This is a genomic window from Pseudonocardia xinjiangensis, from assembly GCF_050948425.1.
In the GTDB taxonomy this organism is placed as follows: Bacteria; Actinomycetota; Actinomycetes; order Mycobacteriales; family Pseudonocardiaceae; genus Pseudonocardia; species Pseudonocardia xinjiangensis.
The window spans coordinates 5,354,911-5,381,408 of sequence record NZ_CP192009.1 but is presented as its reverse complement, the minus strand read 5'-3'; the positions used below and the strand labels follow the sequence as shown (position 1 = coordinate 5,381,408).

General features: G+C 72.1%; 24 protein-coding genes. 18 read left to right on the top strand and 6 right to left on the bottom strand.

The window, feature by feature from the left end; translation table 11 throughout:
- Window positions 1-6 precede the first annotated feature (6 nt).
- Together ACQPZA_RS25415 and ACQPZA_RS25410 are read left to right on the top strand one after the other, a co-directional pair.
- Window positions 7-255 carry a type II toxin-antitoxin system Phd/YefM family antitoxin gene (locus tag ACQPZA_RS25415; protein WP_433274413.1) on the top strand — a complete coding sequence of 83 codons (249 nt, stop codon included), beginning with the start codon at window positions 7-9 and terminating at the stop codon, window positions 253-255.
- Window positions 252-632 carry a type II toxin-antitoxin system VapC family toxin gene (locus ACQPZA_RS25410; protein ID WP_433274411.1) on the top strand — a complete coding sequence of 127 codons (381 nt, stop codon included), beginning with the start codon at window positions 252-254 and terminating at the stop codon, window positions 630-632. Before ACQPZA_RS25415 ends, ACQPZA_RS25410 begins: the two co-directional genes overlap by 4 nt.
- A gap of 17 nt (window positions 633-649) precedes the next feature.
- Here ACQPZA_RS25410 and ACQPZA_RS25405 read toward each other — a convergent pair whose 3' ends face one another.
- Window positions 650-2,617 (bottom strand): hydantoinase B/oxoprolinase family protein, encoded by a 1,968-nt coding sequence (locus ACQPZA_RS25405; RefSeq protein WP_433274409.1) that lies wholly within the window; start codon window positions 2,615-2,617, stop codon window positions 650-652.
- Window positions 2,614-4,653, bottom strand: coding sequence for a hydantoinase/oxoprolinase family protein (locus ACQPZA_RS25400; protein ID WP_433274407.1), 2,040 nt, complete (start codon window positions 4,651-4,653; stop codon window positions 2,614-2,616). Before ACQPZA_RS25400 ends, ACQPZA_RS25405 begins: the two co-directional genes overlap by 4 nt.
- A gap of 123 nt (window positions 4,654-4,776) precedes the next feature.
- On the opposite strand from ACQPZA_RS25400, the gene ACQPZA_RS25395 reads away from it, so the two are divergent.
- From ACQPZA_RS25395 to ACQPZA_RS25375, 5 genes are all read left to right on the top strand, one after another.
- Window positions 4,777-6,372, top strand: a complete 1,596-nt coding sequence (locus ACQPZA_RS25395) for a PucR family transcriptional regulator (protein ID WP_433274405.1) — start codon at window positions 4,777-4,779, stop codon at window positions 6,370-6,372.
- A gap of 69 nt (window positions 6,373-6,441) precedes the next feature.
- A complete protein-coding gene (locus ACQPZA_RS25390) occupies window positions 6,442-6,927 on the top strand; it encodes a DUF2975 domain-containing protein (RefSeq protein WP_433274403.1) in 486 nt (161 codons plus the stop codon).
- Window positions 6,928-7,026: 99 nt separating this feature from the next.
- Window positions 7,027-8,514 (top strand): AMP-binding protein, encoded by a 1,488-nt coding sequence (locus ACQPZA_RS25385; RefSeq protein ID WP_433274401.1) that lies wholly within the window; start codon window positions 7,027-7,029, stop codon window positions 8,512-8,514.
- Window positions 8,511-9,758: an acyltransferase gene (locus ACQPZA_RS25380; protein ID WP_433274399.1), complete on the top strand. Its 1,248-nt coding sequence runs from the start codon at window positions 8,511-8,513 to the stop codon at window positions 9,756-9,758. Before ACQPZA_RS25385 ends, ACQPZA_RS25380 begins: the two co-directional genes overlap by 4 nt.
- Window positions 9,758-10,156 carry a VOC family protein gene (locus tag ACQPZA_RS25375; protein ID WP_433274397.1) on the top strand — a complete coding sequence of 133 codons (399 nt, stop codon included), beginning with the start codon at window positions 9,758-9,760 and terminating at the stop codon, window positions 10,154-10,156. The genes ACQPZA_RS25380 and ACQPZA_RS25375 overlap by 1 nt, the downstream gene beginning before the upstream one ends.
- 20 nt (window positions 10,157-10,176) lie before the next feature.
- Here ACQPZA_RS25375 and ACQPZA_RS25370 read toward each other — a convergent pair whose 3' ends face one another.
- Window positions 10,177-10,653, bottom strand: coding sequence for a hypothetical protein (locus ACQPZA_RS25370; RefSeq protein WP_433274395.1), 477 nt, complete (start codon window positions 10,651-10,653; stop codon window positions 10,177-10,179).
- 67 nt (window positions 10,654-10,720) lie between these two features.
- The gene (locus ACQPZA_RS25365) at window positions 10,721-11,338 is read right to left on the bottom strand and encodes a TetR/AcrR family transcriptional regulator C-terminal domain-containing protein (RefSeq protein WP_433274393.1); all 618 of its coding nucleotides are present in this window, start codon (window positions 11,336-11,338) and stop codon (window positions 10,721-10,723) included.
- A 72-nt stretch (window positions 11,339-11,410) separates the two neighbouring features.
- Here ACQPZA_RS25365 and ACQPZA_RS25360 point away from each other — a divergent pair, with 72 nt between their 5' ends.
- The 9 genes from ACQPZA_RS25360 (at window position 11,411) to ACQPZA_RS25320 (ending at window position 21,400) form a co-directional block, all read left to right on the top strand.
- Window positions 11,411-11,980: a peroxiredoxin-like family protein gene (locus ACQPZA_RS25360; protein WP_433274391.1), complete on the top strand. Its 570-nt coding sequence runs from the start codon at window positions 11,411-11,413 to the stop codon at window positions 11,978-11,980.
- A 111-nt stretch (window positions 11,981-12,091) separates the two neighbouring features.
- Entirely contained in the window at window positions 12,092-13,081 is a 990-nt protein-coding gene (locus ACQPZA_RS25355) for a LacI family DNA-binding transcriptional regulator (RefSeq protein ID WP_433274389.1), read from the top strand.
- A gap of 91 nt (window positions 13,082-13,172) precedes the next feature.
- On the top strand, window positions 13,173-14,156 hold the full coding sequence (locus tag ACQPZA_RS25350) for an L-histidine N(alpha)-methyltransferase (RefSeq protein WP_433274387.1): 984 nt from the start codon (window positions 13,173-13,175) through the stop codon (window positions 14,154-14,156).
- 218 nt (window positions 14,157-14,374) lie between these two features.
- Window positions 14,375-15,736: an MFS transporter gene (locus ACQPZA_RS25345; RefSeq protein ID WP_169397751.1), complete on the top strand. Its 1,362-nt coding sequence runs from the start codon at window positions 14,375-14,377 to the stop codon at window positions 15,734-15,736.
- A 523-nt stretch (window positions 15,737-16,259) separates the two neighbouring features.
- Entirely contained in the window at window positions 16,260-16,772 is a 513-nt protein-coding gene (gene aroQ / locus ACQPZA_RS25340) for a gamma subclass chorismate mutase AroQ (protein WP_433274384.1), read from the top strand.
- A 103-nt stretch (window positions 16,773-16,875) separates the two neighbouring features.
- Window positions 16,876-17,415, top strand: a complete 540-nt coding sequence (locus ACQPZA_RS25335) for a 2Fe-2S iron-sulfur cluster-binding protein (RefSeq protein ID WP_433274382.1) — start codon at window positions 16,876-16,878, stop codon at window positions 17,413-17,415.
- Entirely contained in the window at window positions 17,412-18,407 is a 996-nt protein-coding gene (locus tag ACQPZA_RS25330; RefSeq protein WP_433274380.1) for an FAD binding domain-containing protein, read from the top strand. Before ACQPZA_RS25335 ends, ACQPZA_RS25330 begins: the two co-directional genes overlap by 4 nt.
- Window positions 18,404-20,701 (top strand): xanthine dehydrogenase family protein molybdopterin-binding subunit, encoded by a 2,298-nt coding sequence (locus ACQPZA_RS25325; RefSeq protein WP_433274378.1) that lies wholly within the window; start codon window positions 18,404-18,406, stop codon window positions 20,699-20,701. Before ACQPZA_RS25330 ends, ACQPZA_RS25325 begins: the two co-directional genes overlap by 4 nt.
- A 6-nt stretch (window positions 20,702-20,707) precedes the next feature.
- Window positions 20,708-21,400: a TetR family transcriptional regulator gene (locus ACQPZA_RS25320; protein ID WP_433274376.1), complete on the top strand. Its 693-nt coding sequence runs from the start codon at window positions 20,708-20,710 to the stop codon at window positions 21,398-21,400.
- Here ACQPZA_RS25320 and ACQPZA_RS25315 read toward each other — a convergent pair.
- Window positions 21,397-23,187 (bottom strand): hypothetical protein, encoded by a 1,791-nt coding sequence (locus tag ACQPZA_RS25315; RefSeq protein ID WP_433274374.1) that lies wholly within the window; start codon window positions 23,185-23,187, stop codon window positions 21,397-21,399. The genes ACQPZA_RS25320 and ACQPZA_RS25315 overlap by 4 nt on opposite strands.
- 15 nt (window positions 23,188-23,202) lie before the next feature.
- Window positions 23,203-23,820, bottom strand: coding sequence for a hypothetical protein (locus tag ACQPZA_RS25310; RefSeq protein ID WP_433274372.1), 618 nt, complete (start codon window positions 23,818-23,820; stop codon window positions 23,203-23,205).
- 305 nt (window positions 23,821-24,125) lie between these two features.
- On the opposite strand from ACQPZA_RS25310, the gene ACQPZA_RS25305 reads away from it, so the two are divergent.
- Both ACQPZA_RS25305 and ACQPZA_RS25300 read left to right on the top strand, forming a co-directional pair.
- Window positions 24,126-24,647 (top strand): cupin domain-containing protein, encoded by a 522-nt coding sequence (locus ACQPZA_RS25305; RefSeq protein WP_433274370.1) that lies wholly within the window; start codon window positions 24,126-24,128, stop codon window positions 24,645-24,647.
- Window positions 24,648-24,746: 99 nt separating this feature from the next.
- Window positions 24,747-26,480 carry an ATP-binding protein gene (locus ACQPZA_RS25300; protein ID WP_169398199.1) on the top strand — a complete coding sequence of 578 codons (1,734 nt, stop codon included), beginning with the start codon at window positions 24,747-24,749 and terminating at the stop codon, window positions 26,478-26,480.
- The last annotated feature ends 18 nt before the right edge of the window (window positions 26,481-26,498 follow it).

Below are 26,498 nucleotides of genomic sequence, written 5' to 3'. Positions count from 1 at the left end.
GGAGAAGTGACGGTCGTAGGGCTCCGCGAGCTGCGGCAACAGGCATCCGAGCTGGTACGCAGGGTAGAAGCGGGAGAAGAGGTCACCATCACCGTGGCCGGCCGGCCGAGCGCACGTCTGGTGCCCATCGCGCCGCAGGCGTGGCGCAGCTACTCCGAGGTGGCCGATCTGTTCAACGGTCCGGAGGACCCGGACTGGAGCTCCGACCGGGAGCGCGTCGACGACGTGCTCCGCGATCCGTGGTCCCCGGCGTGAGGGCAGTCCTGGACACCAACCTCGTCATCGCCACCGGTGTGCCACCCCTGGCCGGCGAGTTGGCGATCAGCGTGGTGACGGTCGCAGAGCTGCACTTCGGCGTTCTCGTCGCCCGTGATCAGGCGGTCAGGGCCGAGCGTCTGCGGCGCCTGAGCGTGCTGCAGCGGACCTTCGACCCCCTGCCGGTCGACGACGCGGTGGCCGCCAGCTACGGGCAGTTGGCCGCGGCGGTGGTCGCGGCCGGCCGACAACCCCGGTCCCGCACGATGGATCTCCTGATCGCCGCCACTGCTCACGCCCATTCAGCCCGGCTGTACACCCGCAACGTCGATGACTTCGTGGGTGTCGCGGATCTCGTGGACGTCGTCGCAGTCTGATCGGTGCTCCGGCCTCCTCACCACCCCGCGGCGGAGCGGCGCTGCAGCAGCTCCCGGTACTGGCGGGTGGTGTTCTCGTGCAGCTCGCCGGTGCCCCAGTCGACGATCACCCCGTAGCGCCGGACGAGGTCGAGCACGTCCAGCTCGCGGTCGCGGTAGCGGCGCGCGATGTCGTGCGGGTCGCTGTCGAGCCATCCGGTGCGCTCGGCCGCGATCTGCGCGCGCAGCTGCGCGGTCGCCGGGTGGTCGACCTCGAACCGGTCGAGCTCGGCGTCGATCTCGGTGATCACCACGCCGTAGTCCTTCGCGGCCCGCTCGATCGAGACGTAGCCGTCGATGACGTCCTCGACCACGGCGGCGGGGTCGCGGGTCAGCGGATCGCCCATCCCGCCCCCGCCTGCCGACGGGCGGGTGAAGCTGTCGCCCGGTCCGACGGCGACGCCGGAGAACGTCGAGCCGAGGAACCGTTCGTTCTCGGTGCCCTTGTTCAGCCACACCCCGTGCGGCACGGACGGGAGCCCGCCCTCGATGCTCCACGTGATCGAGCGGGCACGGTCGCAGCAGTAGGACATGACGGTGCCGACGCAGTCGGTGAGCACCCCGCCCTTCTCCAGCCCGCAGCCGCCGCGGTGGCGGCCCGGCCCTCCGGAGTCGGTGACGATGCGGTGCTCGGTGGTGAGCACGGGGGAGAGCCGTTCCTGACCCTCCACCGGCTGCACGGCGAGGCCCGCGCCGAACACGGGAGCGGTGGCGCCGGAACCGTCCTTCGTGGACCGTCCACCCCAGCCACCGGCCATCCAGTCGTACCACATGAAGTAGGGCCGGTCCGGCGTGCGCGCGTCCTTGCCGCCGACGAGCAGGTACTCCAGGTTGAACGCGCACGCCATGGCCCGCTCCGGCATCACCGACGACCACATCTCGAAGATGCCGTTCATGAGCTTCTCGTACGATCCGGAGCAGAACCCGGTGACCGCGTAGGGCCAGCCGGCGTTGACGACCGTGCCCTCCGGGCCGATGTCGGCCTGCACCACCCGGTAGAAGCCCGAGTTCAGCGGCACCTCGGGGAAGAAGGTCTTCGTGCCGGCGTAGAGCGCGGAGAAGGTGGCGCCGTAGCCGGAGTTGAGGAACGTCGACACCACCGGGGCGCTGCCGTTCAGGTCGTAGTGGATGCCGTCCTCGTCGATGGTCATCTTCAGGACCACGGGGATCAGGCCCTCCCCGTGTCCGGGGTCGGCGTCGAGGTAGTCGACCGTCTCCCACACGCCCTTGGGCAGCTCGGTGAGGCGGTGGCGGACGATGCGCTCGACGTAGTCCTGCACCCCGGCCATCGCCGCCACCACGGTGTCCTTGCCGTAGCGCTCGACGAGCCGCAGGATCTCCCGCTCGCACAGCGCCGTGGCCTCAGCCTGGGCGTTCAGGTCGCCCATGCTGCTGTAGGGCGAGCGCGTGTTGGACACCAGGAGCTGGGCGACGTCGTGGAGCATCGTGCCGCGGCGCCACACGCGGATCGGGGTGATGCGCAGGCCCTCGCCGAAGTGCTCGCTCGCGTTGACGTCGAACGACCCGGGGACCGTGCCGCCGATGTCGGCCCAGTGCCCCTTGTTCTGGGCGTACCCGATGATCTCCGAGCCGACGAAGATCGGGCGGATGAAGCTGACGTCGTTGAAGTGCGTGCCGCCGCGGTAGGGGTCGTTGACCGCGAAGACGTCGCCCGGGTGGATGTCGTCACCGAACTCCTCGAGCACCGCCTTGCACTGGAAGTGCAGCGTCCCGACGTGCACGGCGATGTCCGCGCTGCCCTGCATCACGGTGTTGCCCCCGGCGTCGCACAGCGCCGAGGAGAAGTCGCGGGCGTAGATGACGAACGAGTAGCAGGTCCGCATGATCTGCTCGCTCATGAGGTCGACCGCGGTGACGAAGGCGTTCTTCAGCACCTCGAAGGTCACGGGGTCGAGGTCGCCGGGTGTGGTGGTCGCGGCGGTCATCGGTCGCTCCCGTTCAGGTGGATCCGGATGTTGAGCCACTCGTCGACCTCGGCCGTGGTCCCCGGCGGGACGAGGGTGGTGGAGTCGAGCTGCTCGACGACCGCGGGCCCGGTCAGGGTCGCCCCGGCGGTGAGGCGGTCGCGGTCGTGGACCGGGGTGTCCACCCACCCGGTGTGGTCGAAGTAGACGGACCGCCGCCGGTCCGCCTCCGGAGTGGACGGCTCTGGGGTGTGCGTGGCGAACGAGGGCTTGGGCGTGGTGCCGATCGCGGTGAGGCCGAGCTGGTAGATCTCGACCGGCGTGTCGTCGCGCCGGAACGCGTACTCGCGTTCGTGCTGCTCGTGGAACCGGGCGACGGCCTCGGCGAGCGCGCCGGGGCCGTCGCCGCAGTTGACCGTGAGCGAGCGCCACTGCCCGTGGTAGCGCATCGACGCCGTGCGCTGCAGCACGGTGTCCTCGGTGGCGACTCCCTCGGCGCGCAGCCGGGCGGCCGCCTCCGCCTCGAGGCCGCCGAACGCGTTCTCGAACTCCTCCTCGTCGACCTGGTCGGCCAGGCCGCCGAACATGGCCGACAGGTCGTGCCGGATGTCGACGAGCAGGCAGCCCAGCGCCGACGTCACGCCGGGGTTGGGCGGGACGATCACGGTCGGGATGTTCAGCTCCCTGGCCACCTCGGCCCCGTGCAGCGCTCCGGCGCCGCCGAAGGCGACGAGGGCGAAGTCGCGGGGGTCGTACCCGCGGCGGATCGAGATCAGCCGGACCGCGTCGGCCATGTTGGCGTTGGCGACCTTGAGCACGGCCTCGGCGGCCTGCTCCGGGTCGAGATCGAGCGGGTCGGCGACCGACTCCCGGATCGCCTTCTCGGCGAGGTCGCGGCGCAGGATCTTGGAGCCACCGGCCAGGGAGGTACCCAGGCGGTTGAGCAGCAGGTTGGCGTCGGAGTTGGTGGGCTGCCGGCCGCCGCTGTCGTAACAGGCCGGCCCCGGGTCGGCCCCGGCGGACTGGGGGCCGTTGCGCAGCGATCCGGCCTCGTCGATGTGGGCGATGGACCCGCCGCCCGCGCCGATCGTGAGGACCTCGATCGACGGGAAGATGATCGGGTAGCCGAACTCGACGAACCACTCCTTCGTCACCCGCAGCTCACCGCGGTGCACCAGCGAGATGTCGGTGCTCGTCCCGCCCATGTCGAGCCCGATGGCGTTGGCGAACCCGCACTGCCCCGCGACGTGACGCGCGGCGATCGCGCCCGCCGCGATCCCGCTCGCCGCGAGGCGCACCGGGTAGCGCTCGACCATCCGCGGCGTCATCGAGCCGCCGCCGGAGTGCAGCAGCAGCAGGTCTCCGCCGTAGCCGCCGTCGGCCAGCTCCTCGGCGAGCCGGGCCACGTACCCGCTGACCAGCGGGGCCAGCACGGCGTTGGCGACGGTGGTGGTGAAGCGGTCGTGCTCGAATATCTCCGGGAGGATCTCGGCGCTGGTCGAGATCGTCGCGTCCGGCAGCTCCTCCTCGAGGATCTCCCGCATGCGGATCTCGTGGGCCGGGTTCACGTAGGAGTTGACGAAGCAGACGGCGACCGTGCGGGCTCCCCGCTTGCGCAGCAACGCCGCGAGCCTGCGGGCCTCGGCCTCGTCGAGCGGGGTGACGACGTGCCCGGAGAAGTCGATCCGCTCGGGAACCTCGAACCGGTCGCGCCGCCTGATGTAGGGCGGGGCGACGTCCTTGTAGGCGTCCCAGAGATCGTCCTTGGTGCCGTCCCGGATCTCGATCACGTCGCGGAAGCCCGCGGTGGTGACCATCGCGGCCGGCAGGAAGTTGCGCGTGATCAGGGCGTTGGTGGCGATCGTGGTGCCGTGCGAGAAGAGCGAGACGTCGTGCAGGTCGACCTCGGCACGCAGGATGCCGTCCATGACCGCGCGCATCGGGTCGCTCGGGGTGGAGGGGACCTTCGTCACGCGCACGGCGCGGGAGTCCTCGTCGACGATGCAGACGTCGGTGAAGGTGCCCCCGACGTCCACCGCGACCCGTTGTCTCGTCATCCGGCGACCTCCTCCGACTGCGGGTGACGCCGCCGTCCCCCGGCTGCTGGTGACCACACTCTGGAGGACACCCGGCTCATCGTCACTGTCCGGAACACAGCGCAGGCGGGGCATAGTTGGCCGGTGGGACAAGCAGGAGCCGAACCGTCCGACGATGCCGGCGGGCCGCTGACCCTCCGGCGGCTCGCCGCCGAGCCCGGCCTGGGCCTGACCCTGGTGGAGGGCGAGGACCTCTCGGCCACGGTGCGGGGCGCGCACTCGATCGAGATCGAGCACGCCGCGAGCTGGCTGCGGCCCGGCTCGATCATGCTCACGACCGGGCTGCGGTTCGCCTGCCGGGACGTCGCGGGCGGGGAGTGGCGCGCGCTCGTCGCCGAGCTCGTCGACGCCGGTGTCGCCGGGCTGCTGTTCGGCGTCGGCCCGCACTTCGGCGAGGTCCCTCCCGGCCTGCGGCACGCGGCCCGGGTCGGGCGGCTCCCCCTGCTGAGCGTCGACGCTGCCACGCCGTTCACGGTGATCGAGGAGTTCGTCAACAGCGGGGCGCTGGCCGCCGAGACCTACCTGCTGCGCCGCACGGTCTGGCTGCAGAACGACCTGTTGCGCGCGTTGACCTCGGACGACCCGGTGGCGACCCTCGTCGGCAGGCTCGCGGCGATGTGCCGCGGCGCGGCCGCGCTCTACGCGGCGTCCGGCCGGATCGTCGCCTCCACCGGCAACGGCCCGTTCCGCCTCATCCGCGACGAGATCGACGCGCGGGAGCCCGCCGGGCGCCACCACTTCTCGGTCGGACGCTGGTCGGTCACGTGCCGCCCGTTCGCGGTGGGCGGGGCGGCGTACCGTCTCGCGGTCGCCTCCCAGGACGCCGTGCTCGTCGGGAACCTCGGCGACGACCTCCTGCAGACCGCGGAACGGGTGCTCGCCGCGTCGAACAGCGTGTGGGCGCTGGCCGTGAACCACGAGCGGGCGGAGGCGGCGCGGTTGATGTCCGCGCTGCAGGCCGGGATCTCGGCGTCCCGGGTGCGCCAGACCTGGGACCGCCTCCGCCCTTTCCGGTTCCGGGCGGGGAGCCCCCTGCGCGTCGCGCGCGCGACCCCGGTGGATCCCCGCCCGCCCGACCGGGCGCGCGCCGCCGACGCGGTGGTCGAGGAGATCCACTCCCGGGGCCTGGCCGTGGTGCTGCACCAGGACGGGGAGGCGGGCGACGTCGGTCCGCCGATGACGGCGCTGCTGGCCGCGGGGGAGCCGACCGACGAGTGGCTCGACCTGCTGGGCGACAGCCACCTCGTCGGGGTCAGCGGGACGTTCACGGAGCTGACCGACGTGCCCGGCTTCGTCGACGAGGCCGTCACGGCATGGCGGGTGGCGGCCCGGCGGCAGGACCGGGGCGGTCTCGGCTCGGTGGTGCGGCTGGACACGGTCGACTTCGCCACCTGGCTGATGGCGCGCCGCGACGACACCCGCGTCGCCGAGCGGTTCGACCGCCACTTCGGCTCGCTCGCCCGGTCGCCGGACCTGGTGGCGACGGTCGTGGTGTTCCTGGCCGTCGACCAGGACGTGAAACGGACGGCCGAGCGGCTGTTCGTCCACCCCAACACCATCCGGTACCGGCTGCGCAAGGTGGAACAGATCCTCGGCGAGCCCCTGACCTCGCCGCGGGCGGTGGCGAACCTGTACCTCGCGTTCCAGGACGAGGTGCTCGCGCACCGAGCGCAGGAATGACCGTTCCCGCCCTTGTCCCACCTATCGAGTTTCGATAGAGTCCCATCGCGATTCGATGGAGGGATGGCAGTGGGAAAGCTGATAGTGCGTGCGCTGCGCGCCGTGCTCGTGGTGATGCTCGCCGGCACCGTGTTCGTACAGGCGGGGATGGTGTGGGCGCTGGCCACCGACCCGGAGGACGGGTCGCTCCCGCTGACCCCGCTGCGCGTGGTCACGATCCTGGGCATGGTGTCGGCCCAGGTCGCCCTGGTCTGCGTATGGCGGCTGGTGACGATGGTGCGACGCGGAACCGTCTTCTCCGACGCCGCCTTCCGGTACGTGGACGTCGTGATCGGCGCGATCGTGGCGGCTGCCCTCGTGTGGTTCGCAGTCACGGCCCTCAACGCACCGGGTCAGCGGGACGACCCGGGCGTCACCCTGATCATGGGCGGGGTCGGCGTGGCCATCCTGGGGGTCGCGCTCATCGTGCTCGTGCTGCGGGCGCTGCTCGCCCAGGCCGTCGCGCGCGACGTCGAAGCGGCACAGCTGCAGGCCGAGCTGGACGAGGTGATCTGACGCCGCCGGTCGCGCAGCACCGACCGCAGTGGCGACCAACCGGCTGTTCACACGTTCTGCACAGCGCGCGCACAGAAAGGTCGTCCAGCGTGGACTCTCGTGGCCATCCGCTTGCGCGGTCTGTTGCGCTCCCGCACTGCCTGCAATCCGCACGGGCTGTTCCTCGTGGACGCCCGCCGTGACCGTGTCATCGACAACGCAGGCATGGCCGAGGCCGCCCGTGCCTGGTCCCGCGAGCTGGACGCGCTGCACGTGCCGCCCGGTGCGCGGGTACTGGTCGATGTCGACGACCCCCTCGCCTTCGCCGTGGTGCACCTATCGGTGATCGCCGCCGGGCGTTGCTCGGCTCCGGTGAACCCGGAGTCCACCCCGGCCGAGGAGCTGCGGGCGCGGCACGTCCTGCGACCCGTCCTCGTGGTCACCGACCGTGCCGCGCGGCCGGGGCTGCGGATCCACGCCGGCACCGGCCTCCCGATCGACCCGATCGCCCGGCCGGACGCTCCGGTGCCCGACGACGGTCCGCCGGGTTCCGCCGCCCTGCTGACGTCGGGCTCGACGGGGGCTCCGAAGACGGTGGTGCTGGGCGAGGCGCAGCTGCTGCACGTCGCCGCCGCGGTGGCGCGTCACAACCAGCTCACCCCTGCCGACCGGGGGTTCAACCCGCTGCCGCTGTTCCACATCAACGCGCAGGTCGTGGGCCTGCTGGCCACGCTGGTGTCGGGGGCGAGCCTCGTGCTCGACCGCCGGTTCCGACGCACGGGCTTCTGGCCGGTGCTCGCCGCGCACGACGTCACGTGGCTCAACGCGGTCCCGGCGGTCCTGACGATCCTGTCCCGCGAGGAGATCCCGGTGCTGCCCCCACGGTTGCGCTTCGTGCGCTCGGCGTCGGCGCCGCTGGCCGGGCGGGTCCGCGGGTTGATCGCGGAACGCACCGGGGTGCCGGTCGTGGAGAGCTACGGCATGACCGAGGCCGCGAGCCAGATCACCGCCACGCCGCTGCACGCCCCGGTCCGTCCTGGCTCGGTCGGGCGGCCCGTCGACGTGGAGCTCGAGGTGGTCGACCGCGACGGGGTGCCGTGCGCACCGGGCGTGGTCGGCCGGGTGCGGATCCGCGGCGCCGGTGTGATCCGCGCCTACGCGGGCGGTGCTGGTGACGAGCGGATCGACACCGCACACTGGCTCGACACCGCCGACCTCGGCCGCCTCGACGACGACGGCTACCTGTACCTGGTGGGGCGCGCCGACGACGTGGTCAACCGCGGTGGAGAGCTGGTCTACCCGCGGGAGATCGAGGAGACCCTGCTCGACGAGCCCGGCGTGGTCGACGCGGTGGTCATCGGCCGCCCCGACGAGGTGCTCGGTGCCGTGCCGGTGGCCCTGGTCCGTACCGCCGACGAGCTGGACGCCGTGGCCGGCGCGGAGTTCGTCGGCCGGCTCGTCGCCCGCTGCGCCACGCACCTGGCGCGGTACAAACGTCCCGCGGAGATCCGGCTGGTCGGGGCGTTCCCGCTCGCGCCCACCGGCAAGGTGCGGCGCACCGAGCTGCGCCGCCAGCTCGCCGACGAGCTCGCGGCGACCGGCCGATGACGGCAGGCGCCCACCTCGAGACCCAGCGCCGGACGGCCCGCAGCGTCCACGTCTACCCGGCCGACATGGTGCGGGTGCTGACGTTCGCCTGCGTGATCGGGGTGCACACGATCTCGACGGTCAACCCGCTCGACAGCGTGCCCGGCGGTGCCGTGGTGATGCTGCTGCACTTCACCCGCGAGGCCTTCTTCGTCCTCACCGCGTTCGTGCTCACCCACCGCTACCGCGACGACCCCGTCCATCCCGTCTCGTTCTGGCGGCGCCGGTTCCTGCTGGTCGGGGTGCCGTACCTGGTGTGGTCGGTGATCTACACCGGACTCGGGATGGTCACCGCTCCGCTCCCGGCAGGGCAGGCGGTCACGATGCTGCTGCACAACGTGCTCACCGGCATGGCGTGGTTCCACCTGTACTTCCTGCTCGTGTCGCTGCAGTTCTACCTGGTGTTCCCGCTGTTCCGGCGGCTGCTGCAGGCCACCACGGGGTGGCACGCCGTGCTGCTGGCGGTGAGCGCCGTCCTGCAGGTGCTGATCGACCTGTACCTGCACGACCCGGCGCCCACCGGCATGAAGGCGCAGCTGCTGCCCTACGCCGGCTCGTTCCTGGTGAGCTACCAGTTCTTCCTGGTACTCGGTGGGGTCGTCGCGTTGCACGCCACCCGGGTGGACGGCTGGATCCGCCGGCACGTCGCGGTCGTCGTGGCCGCGGTGCTGCTGACCGGCGCTCTTGCGGAGGGGCGGTACCAGTGGGGGGTGGCGCACGGCGTGGGTGCCCAGTTCGCCACCGACGTGTTCCAGCCGGTGATGGTGCTGTGGTCGGTCGCGGTCGTCGCCGCCTTCTACGCGGTCGGCGCCGCCTGGTCCGACCGGCGCGCGGGCGGACCGGCGTCGCGCGCCGTCGAAGGGGCCTCGGACCGGTCCTTCGGGGTGTTCCTGCTGCACCCCACGATCCTCTGGGCGCTCACCGTGGCCGGTACCACGTCGCCCGCAGCGCGGCTGCCCGCTCCGTGGTCCAGCTTCGCCGTCTACGCGGTGGCGGTCGTCGCCTCCCTCGCGATCGTCGAGGTCGTGCAGCGCACGCCGCTCAGCCTGGCCCTCACCGGCAAGTCGCGGACCGGAAAGGCGCGCCCGGTGGCCCCCGGCCGCGCCCGGCACGCACCGCCCGCGGCCGCGGGCGGCCCCGGCACCAGAGGAGGAACCGACATGGCCGACACCGGACAGCGGGCGTTCCGCACCCAGGACGCCTGATGCGCACCTCGGAGGACGTCTTCCACCTGGCCATCCCGGCCGCGGACCTGGACGCGGCGCAGGAGTTTTACGTGGGAGCGCTCGGCTGCAAGCTCGCCCGCCGCTACGCCGACCGCATCACCCTGGACTTCTTCGGCGACCAGGTGGTCTGTCACCTGTCGGATGTCGTCGACGATGCGCCGGAGCTCTACCCCCGCCATTTCGGTGTGACGTTCCGCCACCGCGAGGACTGGGAACGGCTGCTGCGCCTGGCTCGCACCCGCGGTCTGACGTTCTTCGCCGAGCCGTTCCACCGCTTCGCGGGCCGGGCCGAGGAGCACCAGACGTTCGTGCTCGCCGACCCGTCGAACAACCTGCTGGAGTTCAAGTACTACGACGACCCGCGGATGATGTACTGACCGGCTCGCGCGGGGCGGCGTCAGCAGCCCCCGCGCCGCCGGCGCCACCAGCGTTCGGGTTCGGGCTCCGGTTCCGGTTCGGGCTGCGGGGCGGCCGCCAGTTGCGCCGCCTGCCGGCTGAGCACCTCCAGGTGCGCCCGGACGTCGCTGTGGGCCGGGTCGAGAGCGACCTTCTCGGCCACCTCCGCCGCCTGTGACACCGCGTCGGCGAAGGCGCTGCGGGCGGCGTCGAGACGCTGGGCGATGCGCTTGGCTGGTTCCTCCCCGACCCGGAACCACGCCGGTTCGATGGAGTCACCGACCGTGGCGAGGCGGCGGACGGCCTCGAGCTCGGCGTCGAGGCGTTGGGCGATCTCGGTGAGCCAGGTGCGGGCGGGACCGGCCGGAAGGGCGTTGGTGATGCGCCGGAAGCGCGTGACCGCAGCCGTGCAGTCGCCGACGTAGCCGTTCCAGTACCGGGAGAGGGCCTGCGGCGGCTCGGGCTGCTGACGCGGCACCGCACCAGGGTGCCCCATCGGCTCCGGGCGGGCAGCACGGCGCCCCTCCCATGAGGTGGGGGCGACCTCAGGCGGTCGGATCGAGCCCGCGCAGCAGGACCTCCAGGCCCTGGCGGAACTCCACGTCGGCGGGGACGGTGCGGGCCACCCCGGCCGTCTCGCGCAGGAGCGGTTGCTCGTCGACGGGGAGCGCGGCCATCGCGGCCGTCCCGGGCCCGGAGAGCGGCCCGAGGTGTTCGAGCTGGATGGATCCGATCAGGTACGCCAGCAGGCTGCGCAGCGCGATCACCCGGCGCTCACCGGAGAAGCCGGCGGCGGTCAGCACGCGGAGCACGCTCTCGGTCCAGCGCAGCAGGCTCGGCGAGGCGTGCCGGTGGGTCAGCGTGAGCGGCACGGCCCCCGGATGCTCGGCGACGGCGTCGCGGGCCCGCTCGACGAGTACGGCCACCTTCCCGGTCCACGGGGCCCGCGCCGGGGGTGTGGTGTCGATCCGGGCGAGCAGCAGGTCGACGACCAGCCCTTCCAGCTCGGCCCGGTCGGCGACGTAGCGGTAGAGCGACATGGGGGCCATGCCGAGCTCGGTGGCGACGGTGCGCATCGAGAGTGCGGTGAGCCCGTCGCGGTCGATCACGGCGAGGGCCGCGGTGGCGAGCGCGGTGGGGGTGAGGGAGCGCGGGCGGGGCATGGAGTTGACAGCGTACAGCGGACGCTCATAGCGTCGGTAGGCGTACATCGAACGCTTACAGAGGGGGATGTCATGGATCGCAGACGACGCATCGCGGAGGGGGCCGTGGTCGAGGCGCGCGAGCTCGCGGCCGTCTCGGGGGAGCACGTGCGCGTGCCGGAGCCGGGCCGTCTGGTCCACCTGCAGTTCCGCCGGTTCGCCGGTTGCCCGGTGTGCAACCTGCACCTGCGGTCGGTGGTGGCCCGGCACGACGAGATCGTCGCGGCGGGGGTGCGCGAGGTCGTCGTCTTCCACTCACCCGCCGACGAGCTGCGCGTCCACACGGCGGACCTGCCGTTCGCGGTGGTGGCCGACCCGGACAAGCGGCTGTACCGGGAGTTCGGTGTGGAGGCCGGCCCGCGTGCCCTGCTCGACCCGCGGGCCTGGGGCGCGATCATCCGGGCGATCGCCACCGGGTTGCGCACCCGGGACCCGCTCCCGTCGCGCACCCAGCCCGGCGGCCGGTTGGGGCTGCCCGCCGACTTCCTCATCGACGGCGACGGCCACGTCCTCGCGCGCAGGTACGGCGACCACGCCTACGACCAGTGGTCGGTGGACGAGCTCCTCGCCCTCGCCGTCCGGACCCCGGACAGCGCCCGGTAGTAACCCCCTCCCGGATTGCAGCAAAGCCACTTTGACGCAACCTGGTTGCCGCAAAGTGGCTTTGCTGCAACGGTCGGCGCGCAACGGGTGCGCCGGCCGCGTGGGGGAAGCATGGGTGAGGAGATCCGCCGGGCACTGACCCTGGAGGACGTCGCAAGCGCCGCCGGGGTGTCGCGGGCCACCGCGTCCCGGGCACTCACCGGCTCCGACACCACGTCCACGCCCGCTCGGGAGCGGGTCCGCGCCGTCGCCGAGCGGATGGGCTACACGCCCAACACGGTGGCGAGGGCGCTCGCCGGAGGAGTCGGCGCGCGGGTCGTCGTCGCCGCTTCGGGTCCTGCGCCGGACGTGCTCGACGACCCGTACATGTGGCGGGTGCTGGGGGCCACGGCGGCGGCGTGCGACGGCGAGGGAATCGGCGTCTCGCTGCAGTGGCTCCCGCTCGACGCGCCGGCCTCGCTGCACCGGCTCGCCGCCGACCGGAGCGTCCGGGGGGTGGTGCTGGTCAACTCCACCGAGCGCCTGCTCGCCGAGCTCCCCGACGCTCTGCGCGGCCGAGTCGCGTCGATCGGGATCGGGTCGGCCGACGTGCCGTCCTTCGACGTCGACAACCGTGCCGGTGCCGGCGCTGTCGTGCGCCACCTGCACGCCACGGGACGGCGCCGGATCGCGATGCTCGCCGGGCCGCAGTGGCTCCCGTGCTCGTGGCGGTCGGCGCAGGTGTACAGCGAGACGGTGCAGGCCGCGGGTCTTCCGGTGCGCGTCCTGCCCGGTGACTTCGGCTTCGAGAACGGCCGGTCCGGTGCGCTGGAGGTGCTCCGGCGCTGGCCGGACACCGACGCGATCTTCGCCATCTGCGACGCCGCGGCCCTCGGGGCGATGGCCGCGTTGCGCGGGCTCGGCGTGCAGGTACCGGGGGACGTGGCCGTCGCCGGCTTCGACGACCTCCCGGTCGCCGCGTGGAGCGGCCCGGCACTCACCACCGCCACCCATCCGGTCACCCGTATCGCCACGGGGGCCGCCACCGCCGTGCTCGCCGGGGCGCCCGCGGAGGGCACCACGTGGTACCCGTCCGAGCTCGTCCTGCGCGAGAGTGCGTGACGCAGGTCCCGGCGATGATCCGGCGCCGTCGCCGTCCTCGCCGTACTGTGATCCCTCGGTGCAGGTCCGGCGATCTGAGCGCGGAGGGCACGTGGCGCAGAGCAGGCTCGAGATCATCGCCGTCGACGACGATGCGGCGTTCTGGGAGGACCAGGACGCCGTGCTGTCCGGGCTGCGCGAGTCGCCGCCCCGCATCCCGCCGTGGTTCGGCTACGACGAGCTCGGCTCGGAGCTGTTCGAGGAGATCACGGAGCTCCCCAGCTACTACCTGACCCGGGTGGAGCACGAGATCCTGCGCCGGTACGCCGGGGAGATCGCCGACCGGCTCGGCGCCGCGGCGGTCGCGGAGCTCGGCAGCGGAAGCGCGAAGAAGACCAGGGTCCTGCTCGCCGCGTGCACCGAACGGCGCGCCACCACCTACCTCCCGATCGACGTGAGCCGGGAGATGCTCGTCGCCAGCGGTGACGCGCTCACCGCGGAGTTCCCGCAGCTTCGGGTGCGCGGGCTGTGGGGCCGGTACGAGGCGGGGCTGGCGAGCCTGCGGGAGAGCGACGACGGCCCGGTCGCGGTGGCGTTCTTCGGGAGCAACATCGGCAACTTCACTCCTGCGGAGCGGGCCGCGCTGCTCCAGGAGGTGGCGGCGACGCTCCGCCCGGGCGACCTGTTCCTGGTGTCGGCCGACCTCGACAAGCCCGCTGAGGTCCTGGAGAACTGCTACAACGACCCGGCCGGGATGTCGGCGTTCGTGCGGTTCCGGCAGAACCACCTGGCCCACCTCAACCGCCGCTTCGACGGTGACTTCGTGCTCCACCACTACTACCCGCGGGCCCACTACGACACGGCGACCGCGACCGTGGAGGGGCACCTCTACGCCACCGAGGACCACACGGTCTCGCTGAAGAACCTCGGGGTGCAGCTCCAGATGCGGCGGGGTGACTCGATCAACGTCGGGTTCTCGGCGAAGTTCCGGCGCCCGGAGTTCGTCGCCGACGTGTCCGCGCTCGGGTTCGCCCTCGACGAGCAGTGGATCGACCCCGTGTGGCAGTACGGCGTCTTCCTGTTCGTCCGCACCTGACCAGGCGAGCAGCAACGACCTGAGCGGCTCCGCCACGGAGCTGTGCTCGACCCTGCCTGCGCTGACCTGCGCTGACGCACCCCCGTGACCGGTACCGGCCTCCGGCGTACCCGGGCGCCGTCGAACGGCGGGGATGGGTGAATTTGTCTCTTGTGAGATTGTTCAACGATCCGTATGGTTCTCGCATCTCACCTCTCATCGAAGGCCGAGGAGATCCGATGTCAGCAGCTTCCGGAGAACGAGCCGCTCGGCAACCGTCCTCAGTCCGCCGGGTCGTCGTCGCGAGCCTCGTGGGCACATCACTGGAGTGGTACGACTTCTTCATCTACGGCACCGCAGCCGCGCTGGTGTTCAACCATCTGTTCTTCCCGAGCTTCGACCCGCTCGTCGGCACCCTGCTCGCCTTCACGACCTATGCCGTCGGTTTCGTCGCCCGCCCGCTGGGCGGCATCGTCTTCGGCCACTACGGCGACAAGGTGGGACGCAAGAACGTCCTCGTGGCGACGCTGCTGCTGATGGGCGTCGCGACGTTCGCGATCGGGCTGATGCCCACCTACGAGACGATCGGGGTGTGGGCACCGATCCTGCTCGTGCTGCTGCGTTTCCTGCAGGGGCTCGGGCTGGGCGGGGAATGGGGCGGCGCCGTCCTCATGACCCTGGAGTCCGGCGATCCCACCAAGCGCGGGCTCAACGCGAGCTGGCCGCAGGTGGGCGTGCCGATCGGCCTGCTCCTCGCCAACGGGGTGCTGTCGCTCATGGGCGGGGTCACCGGCGACGACGCCTTCATGTCCTGGGGCTGGCGCGTCCCGTTCCTGCTCAGTGGGTTGCTGGTGCTGGTCGGTCTCTGGATCCGGCTGACCGTCGCCGAGAGCCCGCTGTTCCGGGAGGTCGAGACGAAGCAGGTCAAGGCCCGCGCGCCGATCGTGGACGTGCTGCAGCGCTACCCGCGGCAGGTGCTGCTCGCCGTCGGTGCCCGCGTCGGGGTGGACGTGGCGTTCTACATCTTCGTCCTGTTCATCACCACCTACGTCGTGACGTACCTGAAGCTGCCGCAGAGCTACGCCCTCAACGCCGTGCTGATCGCGGCGGCGTGCCAGGTGGTCTTCATCCCGTTCTTCGGCTCGCTGTCCGACCGGATCGGCAGGCGCCCGGTGTACCTGGCGGGGGCGGTCGGCGCCGCCATCTGGACGTTCGCGTTCTTCGCGCTGCTCGACACGGGCAACTTCCTGCTGATCGTCCTGGCCGCTGTGGTGGCGTTGGTGTTCCACGCCGCGATGTACGGGCCGCAGGCCTCGTTCATCGCGGAGATGTTCCCGACGCAGGTGCGCTACAGCGGGGCGTCCATGGGCTACCAACTGGCCGGCGTGGTGGGCGGCGCGCTGGCGCCGATCATCGCCACGGCCCTGCTGAGCCAGTACGACAGTGGGCTCGCCGTGTCGATCTACGCCACCGTCGCCCTCGCCATCACGGTGCTGTGCGTGCTGGTGGCGAAGGAGACCTCGCGGTCCGATCTCGATGCCGAGGACGCGGCGTTCGAGGCCGGCGCTGCGCGGAGCGTGCGGCTCGCCGGCGGCCGGTGATCCGAGGCCGACGAGGCCGGATGCCCAGCGATCCCTCCGGGGTTCGCTGGGCATCGCTGTTTTCCGGTGTCCTCACGCATTCCGTTCGAGGTGCCCCAGCCGTTTCCGGGTCCCGCCTGTCGAAACCGGCTGCTGTCGGAACCGTCGTCATTCCCGGGCGGCGCGGGCGGCGGGGTCTTCTGGGATCTTCCCGGCGAACCGGAACGCCGACACGTTCACCCGCGGCCGGGTGACGGGCTGACGCCGGGGGGTCGGTGGGACCGTCGTGCCGCCCAGTGGCACGCGCCGCGATCTGGGAGTTTGCCGGGCGGTGCGTTCGCTGCCGCCATGGCCTGCGCCTTTCCGAATTGCTGAGGGCGCGCCCCGCAGAATCTCGTGAGTCACCTTACCCGAGATTATTCTGATCTGCTTAGTGACGCTAACATGCGATGGTGCCCGATTCCTGCCCGGCGTGGTGTGCGGTCCGCCGCGGCAATCGGCGCCGAATCTCAAGCGCACGTCAAGATGCAGTAAGGATTCCGTCATGTCTGTCGACAGTTCTGTCGAGCTCGCCGATTTCGGTTCGCTGGTCGACCTGGCCGTTCAGCGCATTCTCGTGAGCGACGAGGTCGCGGCGACGAAGTTCTGGACGGGGACGCCCGTGGAGGACCCGCTGCGCGAGCGGCAGGTACTGGCGGAGGCCGGACGTCGAGCGGCGCAGATGGGGCTGGACCGGGAGATGACCGTCCGGTTCTTCCGGAGCCAGATCGACGCCAGCAAGGTCGTGCAGCGCGGAATGCTGGGCCGATGGCGGGCCCACCCGGATCTCGCCCCCACCGCCCCGCCGGACCTGCAGGCGATCCGCACGCGGCTCGATGCGCTCACCGGCCAGATGCTGGAGCAGCTGCGGGCCACCCACGCCCTCCGGCGGCATTCGTCGTTGTGTCGGACCCTGCTGCTCGATGCGCGGGTTCCCGTGGTCGCCATGCACGATCTCGACGGGTTGCACCGGCGCGCGCTCGACGTCGCCGTCGAGTTCGTCTGCCTGCCCGCCTGAGCCGCGACCCCCGAGACGAGTTAAGTCACCACCGTTCTCTTGTTATGTATACGCCGTAGTGTTAACTTCGCCGCGTCGAGCTCAGGGACGGACGGAGGATCACGTGGTCGAGGTACGGATGCGGGTCAACGGGGCCGTGCGGTCACTCGAGGTGGAGCCGCGGGTCAGCCTGCTCGACGCGCTGCGCGACCATCTCGGCCTCACCGGCACGAAGAAGGGCTGCAACCAGGGAGCCTGCGGTGCGTGCACCGTGCTCGTCGACGGTGAGCGGATCAACTCCTGCCTCGCGCTGGCCGTGCAGTACGCGGGCCGCGAGGTCGTCACCATCGAAGGGGTGGCGGCCGACGGGCAGGCCCACCCGCTGCAGGAGGCCTTCATCCGCAACGACGGCTTCCAGTGCGGCTACTGCACGTCGGGCCAGATCTGCTCGGCCATCGGGATGCTGGCCGAGCACCGGGCCGGCGTGCCCAGCGCGGTCACCGAGCACCTCGCGGCCGACGTCGAGCTGTCGGCGGCCGAGATCCGGGAGCGGATGAGCGGGAACCTGTGCCGCTGCGGCGCGTACAACGGGATCGTCGAGTCGATCCAGGACGTCGCCTCGGGTGACCCGGGTGACCACGACGTGCTGGAGACCGTCCGATGAGGTCGTTCGCCTACGTGAGCGCACCCGACGTCGCCACCGCGGTCCGCGCCATCGCGTCCGAGCCCCGCGCGAAGTTCATCGGGGGCGGCACGAACCTCGTCGACCTCATGCGCGAGGACATCGAGCAGCCCGAGACGGTCATCGACATCACCGGCATCGCCCTGACCGGGGTGGAGGAGCTGCCCGGCGGTGGGCTCCGGATCGGCGCTCTGGTGCGCAACAGCCACCTCGCCGCGCACCCGCTCGTCCGCAGCCGCTACCCGGTGCTGGCCCAGGCGATCCTGACCGGCGCGTCGGGGCAGCTGCGGAACATGGCGACGGTCGGCGGCAACCTGCTGCAGCGTACCCGCTGCCCGTACTTCTACGACCTCGCGGCCGCCTGCAACAAGCGCGAACCGGCCAGCGGCTGCGACGCGCTCGACGGGTTCACCCGCAACCACGCCGTGCTCGGCGCGAGCGAGAGCTGCATCGCCACCCACCCCTCCGACATGTGCGTCGCCCTCGCCGCGCTCGACGCCGTCGTCGAGGTGGAGAGCGTGCGGGGCGTCCGGCGGATCCCGCTCGTCGGGTTCCACCGGCTTCCGGGCGACACCCCGCACGTCGAGACCGAGATCGCGGCGGACGAGATGGTCACCGCCGTCGAGCTGCCGGCCCTGCCGGTGGCCGCCACGTCGCGCTATCGCAAGGTGCGCGACCGGGCGTCGTTCGCCTTCGCGCTCGTGTCGGTCGCCGCCGCGCTGGAGGTGCGCGACGGCACGGTGGCCGCGGTCCGGCTGGCGCTCGGTGGCGTGGCGGCGAAGCCGTGGCGGGCCCACGAGGCCGAGCGCCTGCTGCTCGGGGCGGCGCCGACGGAGGAGTCGTTCCGGCTGGCCGCCGCGGCCGAGCTCGCGCCCGCCGTCGCCCAGCCGCACAACACGTTCAAGATCGAGCTGGCGCAGCGGTCGATCGTCGCGGTGTTCCGGCAGCTACTCACCGAGGGGGGCGCGGCATGACCCAGGTGGAGAACCGTCCGCTGACCGCGACGCCCGGCTCCCTCGTCGGCCGGCCCGTCGACCGCGTGGACGGCACGGCCAAGACGAGCGGCGCCGCCCGCTTCTCCGCGGAGTACCCCTACGCCGACCTCGCGCACGCCGCGCTGGTGTACGCGACGGTCAGCCGGGCGCGGATCACCGGCATCGACACCGCCGCCGCGTCGGCGGTCGACGGCGTGCTCTCGGTGATCACGCACCTCAACGCGCCGCCGATGAAGCCACCCCGGCCCGTCAACTACATGAACCTGAGCACCCTCGCCTCGGCGACGTCGGTGAACTACCTCAACACCGACGAGGTGCACTGGAACGGGCAGCCGGTGGCCGTCGTCGTCGCCGAGACGCTCGACGCCGCGCAGGAGGCCGCCGGGCTGGTCGCCGTCACCTACGAGGAGCTGCCCGCGACGGTGGACTTCGCCGCCGCGGAGGGCAACGCGACGCCGCAGAAGAGCAGCCCCATCGACTCGGGAGGCGCGAAGAAGGGTGACGCGGTGGCTGCGCTCGCCGCCGCGCCCGTCTCGGTGGACCTGCGGTTCACCACACCGGGGCACAACCACAACGCACTCGAACCGCACGCGACCACGGCCGTGTGGGACGGCGACACCCTCGTGGTCCACGAAGGGGCCCAGAACGTCGCGTGGGTGCGTGACCAGCTCGCATGGAGGTTCGACGTCCCCCCGGCCTCGGTGCGCGTGATCGCCCCGTTCGTCGGGGGCGCGTTCGGCGGCAAGACGACGGTCTGGGCGGGCACCATCCTCACCGTGCTGGCGGCGCGGGTGACCGGCCGTCCGGTCCGCATGATGCTCACCCGCGAGGGCGTCTTCCGCACCGTCGGCGGTCGCACCCCGTCGACGCAGCGGGTGGCGATCGGCGCGGAGACCGACGGCCGCATGACCGCCCTGATCCACACCAGCGTCACGCGGGTGGGCCGGGTGGGCGGCGGCCCGGAGCAGGTGACGTCCCAGACGCGGCACCTGTACGACGCCGAGAACATCCTGGTGCAGCAGAACCAGGTCGCGCTCGACGTGCTGCCCAACACCTTCATGCGCGCTCCGGGCGAGTCGATCGGCACCTTCGCGCTCGAGGCCGCAGTCGACGAGCTGGCCTACGAGGTGGGGGTCGACCCGATCGAGCTGCGGATGCGCAACGAGCCGGAGCGGAACCCGATCGACGGCAAGCGGTTCGCGCACCGCGCGTTGCGCGAGGCCTACGCTCGCGGAGCCGAGCTGTTCGGCTGGTCGGCCCGGACGCCGCAGCCCGGCTCGATGCGGGACGGGAGGTGGCTGGTCGGCATGGGTGTGGCGTCGGCGTACCACCCGGCATGGCAGTTCCTGGCCAACGTCACCGTCCGGCTGGCGGCCGACGGCACCGTCCTCGTGCGGTGCGGGTTCCACGAGATGGGCATGGGCGGGGCCACCGCCCAGGCGCAGATCGCCGCCGACGCGCTCGGCGTGCCGTTCGAGGCGGTCACCGTGGAGTACGGGGACAGCGCACTCCCCACCGGACCGGGTGCGGGCGGCTCGGGCCAGACCGCGAGCGTGGCCGCGAGCCTCGTGGAGGCGTGCGACAAGCTGAAGCGGTCGGTACTGGCACTGGCGGCGCGCTCGGCGGAGTCGCCGCTGCGCGGGCAGCGCCTGGCCGACGTCCGGGCCAGGGACGGCGGGCTCTACCGTGCCGCCGACGCGCGCGGGGAGTCCTACGCGGCGATCCTCGGGCGGGCGGCCCAGGTGTCCGTCGACGCCGCGGTGGGCTCCGACACCCGGCTGGGCAGCATCGTCGGGCAGGCGCGGTTCCTGACGAAGTTCGTGCTCGACAACCGGCGCTGGGTCAAGGCTGCGTCGGGCGCCCAGTTCTGCGAGGTCCGGGTCGACCCCGAAACCGGTGAGGTGCGGGTGTCGCGCTGGCTCGGGGTGTTCGACGTCGGCACGGTGATCAACGCGAAGACCGCGAGCAGCCAGCTGCGGGGCGGGATCGTGATGGGCATCGGCATGGCGTTGCAGGAGGAGAGCCTCGTCGACCCGCGCAGCGGGCGCATCATGAACGCCAACCTCGCCGACTACCACGTTCCGGTGCACGCCGACATCCCGCCGATCGACGTGTACTACCTGAACGAGCCCGACCCCACGATGCCGCTGGGCCTGGTCGGGATCGGCGAGGTGAGCATCACCGGCGTCGCGGCGGCGATCGCGAACGCGGTGCACCACGCCACCGGCAAGCGGGTCCGCGACCTGCCCATCACGCTGGACAAGCTGCTGTGAGGGCTCATGGGGACTGACGGGGCCCCGTTCCGGCGGGCCCGCCGCCCCGAGCACAAGCAGCAGCGCTACGAGGCCATCCTCGCCGCTGCCCGGTCCCAGGCGGAACGCAAGGGCGTCAGCAACGTCAGCCTCGCGGACATCGCGGCCGAGGTCGGCGTGCACAAGTCGGCGCTGCTGCGGTACTTCGAGACCCGCGAGGAGATCTACCTCCATCTCACGGCCGAGGGCTGGCAGGACTGGGTGGACGGCATGCGCGACGAGCTGGCGCGGCTGCCGGTCGGGTCGGTCACCGGGGTGGCGGAGGTGGTCGCCCGCACCCTCGCCGCCCGGCCGCTGCTCTGCGACCTGATGACCCACACGTCCCTCACCCTGGAGCGGAACGTGTCGCTGGAGGCGGTGCGGAACTTCAAGCTGGCCGCGCTCGCCGCCCTCGCCGACGCCGAGGTGCTGATCCGGCGGGTGCTGCCCGACCTGACCGACGACGACGTCCGGGACCTGGTGGGAGCGGTCAGCGCCGTCGCCGCAGGCCTGTGGCAGGCCACCCATCCGCCGGCCACGCTGGTGGCGCTGTACGCGGAGGAACCCCGGCTCGAGCACACGCGGCTGGAGTTCACCCCGTCGTTGCAGCACCTCATCGAGGTGGTCCTGACCGGCCTGCTGCACCCGCGCGACGGTGGCGGTGCGCCCCGGCCGGACTAGTGCGGACCGGCGGCGACGGGCGCCATCCGGAACAGCCAGACGTCGTCGACCCGGCGGCCGGGGGTTCCCGTCACGCGGCGGGTCCACTCCAGGAGCGGCGCGCCGACAGCCGGCCGGTCGACGACGAGGACGACCGTCACCCCTGCGGCGCGCAGCTGCCGCGCCGCCGAACCGGCGCCGGCCATGGACGTCGTGCGGTCGGCGGTGATCTCGGTGGCAACGCGCTGGTAGAGGGTGGTGGGCGCCTCGAGGAGCAGGTCGTGCCGCAGGTCCGACCCGATGAAGTAGCCACCGATCGTGCGGTAGGCCATGCCGCTCGCCGCCTGCCACAGCAGCGGCTCGGCCCCGCCCATCCAGGTTCCGGTGATCGTCGGGACCGTCTCGGCCACGTCGTCGGCGACCAGCTGCTGCTGGGCCGAGCGCGTGAAGAACGTGGGGACCGCCGCGGGTACGGCCACCTGGGAGTCGGAGGGGAGCCACGTGACGGCGGCCAGCAGGGTGGCGGCGACAGCAGCGGTGCGGCGCGGGCCGGGCGGCCTGTCGGCCAGGTGGTCCAGCCAGACCGCGACCAGCAGGGCCACGCACAGCGCGACCAAGACCTGGAACCGGACGGGCTCGATCTCGGACAGGATGGGCACGCGCTCGACGAGGTGCCACGGCAGCGGGATCCCGGTGTCGTGGTCCAGCACCACGAGACCGACCCCGAAGGACAGCACGAGCAGCACCACCCCGATGGCCCCGACCATCCGCACCAGCGGCCGCCGGACGCTCACCATCGCCACCAGTACGACGACCAGCAGCGCCACGCCCAGGTAGCCGCCCTGCTCACCCGCGTGCGAGCGGAGCTGGTCGGCGAGCGGCCCGGTGCCGCCCCGGAGCGCGGCCAGGTGGGTCGGTACGAGGAGGTTGGCCGCGTCCGCACCGGTCACGGCCGGGTCCCGGATCTGGACGCGGGGCCGGTTGGGCCCGGCGAGGAGCTGGTAGAGGGGATACGCGCACAGCGCCACGTACGTCGCGAGGCACGCCGCCACGGCTCTGGCCACTCCCGGGAGCCGCTCGACGGCGAGCTGCGGCCGGCGGACCGCCAGGCAGACGGCGACGACGACCAGCGCCACCGCGCCGAGGGCGACCGTCTGGGAGTAGATCCCGGTCTGCACCGCGAACGCGACACCGAGTAGCGCTCCGGCGCGTGCCGGATGGGCGGTCGGAACGACGACGAGAGTGTGTACCGCCCAGAGGAGGACGGGCGGTAACACCGCCCACACGAGGTTGAGGTGGCCGACCGAACCGTGCGCGACGACAAATGGCGAGAACGCATACAGTAGACCGGCTATTGAGCGCGGCAGCCATCGAGCCACATACGGGCGCAGCGCCAGCACGAGAGCCAGGCCGGAAACCGCCGGCCCGAGAATCATTCCGATGTTGTAGGAGACGACCGGTCCGGCGGTGAAGGTGACCGGCGCCAGCAGGAACGCCAGCAGTGGAACCGAGGTGTTCCACATAGCGTTAACGCCGCCCGGATAGTTCTGGTGGGCGGTAAACAGAAGCTCGTGGCCGTGGCCGGCCGCCCACGGGAACCAGTTGAGCCACCAGGCGAACAGGTGGGCGTCCGCCGAGGTCGACCCGGTGGTGGAGCCGCCGAGGTCGCCCAGTACCCGGCGGTGCACGGCGAGAGAGACGACGAGGTACGCCGCGGCCGTCAGCGCCGGCGCAACCGCCGGGCGCTGATATGGGGAGATGGCGCCACCGGTGCGGGTTCCCGCGCGAAGACCGTTGGCGGTCGGCATGGCTACCGACTCCGCTCAGGCCAGGGAGCCGCGCAGCGCCGCGTGCTTGGCCTTGAGGGCGGTGTCCTTGTTGATCGGGTCGTGGGCCTCGTCCGGCTCGAGCTTGCCGAGGACGGCGACGGCGTCGAGCACGGAGAACAGGCGGACGAGGTGGGCGATCCGGGCCTCGTCCTGGTCGACAGGCTCCTGCTCGCCCGCGGCGAGAGCCAGCGTGCGGTCGATCCAGATCACCTCGACGTGCAGGTCGGCGTGCTGCAGGAGGTCGCACAGCCGGTCGCGCAGCTCGCCGGGGGACAGGTCGATCCACCCGGACAGGGTCGTCGGGTCGACCGGCAACAGCCGGCCCCGCTTCCGGAAGTAGATCAGCTCGGCCGCGTACGCGTGGCCGTAGGCGTTGTACTGGCAACGGTTGTAGAGGGAGATGGTCGTGCAGACCAGTTGCGTTCGCAACGGCCCCAAGGCGCGCAGAGTGCGGTCGTAACGGTGGACGCTGCTCAGGCTCCAGGACATCGCCCGGGCCGGTCCCAGCTGCTCGACAGTGGCGGCCGCGAGATGAGGCGCGAACCCCCAGAACTCCTTGCCCAGCCCTTCGAGGAGGCCTGTTGCGAGCCGATCGAGCTCGCCAGCAGCCATTCCCCTACCCCCTACCCCTGTGAGTGACACGAATAGTACTCGCACGTGCAGTCGCATGTGCGTGCGAAGTGCCGGGGACTTGTCGCGGCGGCGAGTCCCGTCAATGGTGAGTGACGTATCCGGCGCATTAAGACTAGTAGTGGTCGGCCTATTCGGCTGTTGGGGCGGTTGCGACACCCCGCAGTTCGTCCGAACGTGCGGATCGGGCCACCGCAACTACACCGGGTGACCAACGGCGTCCACGGTGGGGGAGCGTGCGGTGTCCGTCGGGCGGTCCCGTCCGGAGCAACGGGCACACTTCCCCTGTGCTCCCACGTCGCGACCCGGCCCTGCCTGATCTCTCCGGCGGCGTGGTGAGCCGCGCCGAGGGCGAGCGGGTGGCCGCGCTGCTGGGGCTCGAACCGCTGCCCGACGAGGGCGGCCTGTTCCGGCGCACCCACCTCGACGCCCACTCCGCCGCGATCTACTACCTGCTGCTCGCGCCCGCGTTCTCGGCGCTGCACCGCCTCGACGCCACCGAGACCTACCACTGGTATGCCGGATCGCCCCTCCGGTTGCTCCTGCTGCACCCCGGCGGTGGGATCGAGGAGCCGGTGCTCGGGCCCGGTCTCGAGGCCGGGCAGCGGCCGCAGGTGGTGGTGGCGGCGGGAACCTGGCAGGGCTCCAGCCCGGAGGGGGAGTGGTCGCTGGTCGGCACGACCACCGCGCCGCCGTTCGACTGGGCCGGCTTCCGGCTGGGCGACCGCGCCGTCCTCCTCGACCGGTACCCGGGCGCCCGGTCGCGGATCACGGAGCTGACCCGCCCGGCTCGGCCCGACCACGGGTGACCGCCCGCGGGTAGGGCCGAGCGGCGCGTCGCCCCGGCCCCCCGCCCGTGGGCCGGGTGTGGCCGGTTAGGGTCCCACCAGCAGTGACGAGGAGGGGTCGTGTCCGAGGAAGCGCCTGTCGGCCGCGTCGTCGGCACCGAGGACTCCACACCGCTGCTGTTCAGCGTGGCCCTGGCTCAGGAGCAGTACCTGCAGCTGGACGATGTCGTGGTCACCGTCCGGCCGGTGCCCGGGATCGGCCCGGTGCTGACGTCCGGGGTGGTCACCGAGGTGCGGGCCCGGCACGAGGGTGCCTCGTTCGGCTCCGACGTCTTCCTCATCGCCGACGGCGTGCTGCCCGCGCAGGTGCAGGAGGTCGCCGAAATCACCACCACGCGGGTGGAGCCGGAGTGCTACGTCCCGCCGACGCCGGGCTCGCTCGTCCGGCGCGCCACCGGTGAGGATCGCGCGCGGGCGCTCTACTTCGACCAGATGGCCCTGAAGGTGCCGGTCGGGCTCGGCCGCGACGGCGAACCGATCTACGTCAACCTGGAGTTCCTCGACGGCACGCGCGGCGGCCACGTCTCGATCAGCGGCATCTCCGGCGTCGCCACGAAGACGAGCTTCGCGCTCTTCCTGCTGTACTCGATCTTCCGCAGCGGCGTGCTGGGGCGGCGCTCGGTCAACGCCAAGGCCCTGGTGTTCAGCGTCAAGGGAGAGGACCTGCTGTTCCTCGACCAGCCCAACAACCGTCTCGACGACGACCTGCGCGCCGCGTACGCCAAGCTCGGCCTGCTCGCGGCGCCGTTCGCCTCGGCGGGCTTCTTCGCCCCGCCCACGCCCGAGGACCTCTCCGGTCGCCCGCACGTCACCGGCCGGACCAGCGGCGTCACCGCGTTCTGGTGGACGCTCGCGGAGTTCTGCACCGAGGAGCTCCTCCCGTACGTCTTCGCCGACGCCGAGGACGAGCGCAACCAGTACACGATGGTGATCCACCAGGTCGCGGCCCGGCTGCGGCGGGAGGCCACGCCCGTCGGGGACGGCGCGATCGCGGTGGGCGGCAAGGTGCTGCGCACCTACGACGACCTCGTCGAGTTCGTCTCGGACCGGCTCACCGACGAGGACGAGCGCCGCGACTGGGCGGGCCCGGTCACCGGCACCGGCACGATCAACGCGTTCCTGCGGAGGCTGCGCTCGAGCCTCAAGCCGCTGCGCTCGATCGTCCGCGGCGACCTCACCGACGCGCCGGGGCGCCGCGTGAGCACCGACGCGCACCAGGTCACGGTCGTCGACCTGCACAACCTGCCCGAGCGGGCCCAGCGGTTCGTCGTCGGCGTGGTGCTGGCGTCCGAGACCGCGCGCAAGGAGGCCGCCGGACCGGGTGGGTTGCTGTTCACGATGATCGACGAGCTCAACAAGTACGCGCCGCGCGAAGGGTCGAGCCCGATCAAGGAGGTGCTGCTCGACATCGCCGAGCGCGGCCGCTCGCTGGGGATCATCCTGATCGGCGCGCAGCAGACCGCGAGCGAGGTGGAGCGGCGGATCGTCTCCAACTCGTCGATCAAGGTCGTCGGCAGGCTCGACCCGGCGGAGGCCGGGCGCCCGGAGTACGGCTTCCTGCCCCCGTCCCAGCGGCAGCGCGCCACGCTCGCGAAGCCCGGCACGATGTTCGTGTCGCAGCCGGAGATCCCGGTACCGCTGGCCGTCGAGTTCCCGTTCCCGGCGTGGGCGACCCGGCTGTCGGAGTCGGCGGGTGATCCCCAGCGCGCGGCGAGCACCAACGGTGCGGCGCGGCTCGACCCGTTCGCCCGGCTCCCCGCGATGCCCGACGACGAGGACGACGCACCCTTCTGAGCGCCCCGACCCCCGCGA